A 2,120-nucleotide genomic window follows, 5' to 3' on the forward strand; every position below is an offset into this window, starting at 1 on the left:
GGGGGTAGCGGAGAAATTCCAATCGAACTCGGAGATAGCTGGTTCTCCCCGAAATAGCTTTAGGGCTAGCCTCGGAAAACAGAGTCGTGGAGGTAGAGCACTGATTGGGTGCGGGGCCCGCAAGGGTTACCAAGCTCAGTCAAACTCCGAATGCCATAGACTTACTTCCGGGAGTCAGACAGTGAGTGCTAAGATCCATTGTCAAAAGGGAAACAGCCCAGACCATCAGCTAAGGTCCCCAAGTGTGTGTTAAGTGGGAAAGGATGTGGAGTTGCACAGACAACCAGGATGTTGGCTTAGAAGCAGCCACCATTGAAAGAGTGCGTAATAGCTCACTGGTCGAGTGACTCTGCGCCGAAAATGTAACGGGGCTAAACACACCACCGAAGCTATGGCTTGATGCTTTGCATCAGGGGTAGGGGAGCGTTGTATAAGGGTTGAAGGTGTACCGTAAGGAGCGCTGGACATTATACAAGTGAGAATGCCGGTATGAGTAACGAAAAGATCAGTGAGAATCTGATCCGCCGAAAGCCTAAGGGTTCCTGAGGAAGGCTCGTCCGCTCAGGGTAAGTCGGGACCTAAGGCGAGGCCGAAAGGCGTAGTCGAAGGACAACAGGTCGAAATTCCTGTACCACCGTAAGCCGTTATGAGCAATGGGGGGACGCAGCAGGGTAGTGACGCGGACTGATGGATGTCCGTCTAAGCAGTGAGGCTGATGTGTAGGCAAATCCGCACATCGTAAGGCTGGGCTGTGATGGGGAGCGAAAATTATAGTAGCGAAGGTCATGATCTCACACTGCCAAGAAAAGCCTCTAGCCAGGTGATGGTGCCCGTACCGCAAACCGACACAGGTAGGCGAGAAGAGAATTCTAAGGCGCGCGGAAGAACTCTCGTTAAGGAACTCGGCAAAATGACCCCGTAACTTCGGGAGAAGGGGTGCCCCGGTAGTGTGAATAGCACGAGGGGGCCGCAGTGAAAAGGCCCAAGCGACTGTTTAGCAAAAACACAGGTCTGTGCGAAGCCGTAAGGCGAAGTATACGGGCTGACGCCTGCCCGGTGCTGGAAGGTTAAGGGGAGCGGTTAGGAGCAATCCGAAGCTGTGAACCGAAGCCCCAGTAAACGGCGGCCGTAACTATAACGGTCCTAAGGTAGCGAAATTCCTTGTCAGGTAAATTCTGACCCGCACGAATGGCGTAACGACTTGGGCGCTGTCTCAACGAGAGATCCGGTGAAATTTTAATACCTGTGAAGATGCAGGTTACCCGCGACAAGACGGAAAGACCCCATGGAGCTTTACTGCAGCTTGATATTGAATTTGGGTACGATCTGTACAGGATAGGTGGGAGCCTTTGAAGCATGAGCGCCAGCTTGTGTGGAGGCACCGTTGGGATACCACCCTGATCGTATCTAGGTTCTAACCTGGTACCGTAATCCGGTGCGGGGACAGTGTCAGGTGGGCAGTTTGACTGGGGCGGTCGCCTCCTAAAGAGTAACGGAGGCGCCCAAAGGTTCCCTCAGAATGGTTGGAAATCATTCGAAGAGTGCAAAGGCATAAGGGAGCTTGACTGCGAGACCTACAAGTCGAGCAGGGACGAAAGTCGGGCTTAGTGATCCGGTGGTACCGCATGGAAGGGCCATCGCTCAACGGATAAAAGCTACCCTGGGGATAACAGGCTTATCTCCCCCAAGAGTCCACATCGACGGGGAGGTTTGGCACCTCGATGTCGGCTCATCGCATCCTGGGGCTGAAGTAGGTCCCAAGGGTTGGGCTGTTCGCCCATTAAAGCGGTACGCGAGCTGGGTTCAGAACGTCGTGAGACAGTTCGGTCCCTATCTGTCGTGGGCGTAGGAAATTTGAGAGGAGCTGTCCTTAGTACGAGAGGACCGGGATGGACGTACCGCTGGTGTACCAGTTGTTCCGCCAGGAGCACCGCTGGGTAGCTATGTACGGAAGGGATAAGCGCTGAAAGCATCTAAGCGTGAAGCCCCCCTCAAGATGAGATTTCCCAGTATGTAAGACCCCTTGAAGACGACGAGGTAGATAGGCTGGGGGTGGAAGTGCAGCAATGCATGGAGCTGACCAGTACTAATCGGTCGAGGGCTTATCCAATATGCAAGTT

Annotated in this window: 1 rRNA gene; it reads left to right on the top strand. The window is 53.7% G+C overall.

Features of this window, described 5'->3' with window-relative positions:
• Positions 1-2,110, top strand: a 23S ribosomal RNA gene (locus A6049_RS32200); the annotation flags it as partial.
• Between the last annotated feature and the right edge of the window lie 10 nt (positions 2,111-2,120).

Origin of the sequence: Paenibacillus sp. O199 (genome assembly GCF_001636635.1) — a bacterium.
In the GTDB taxonomy this organism is placed as follows: domain Bacteria; phylum Bacillota; class Bacilli; order Paenibacillales; family Paenibacillaceae; genus Paenibacillus; species Paenibacillus marchantiae.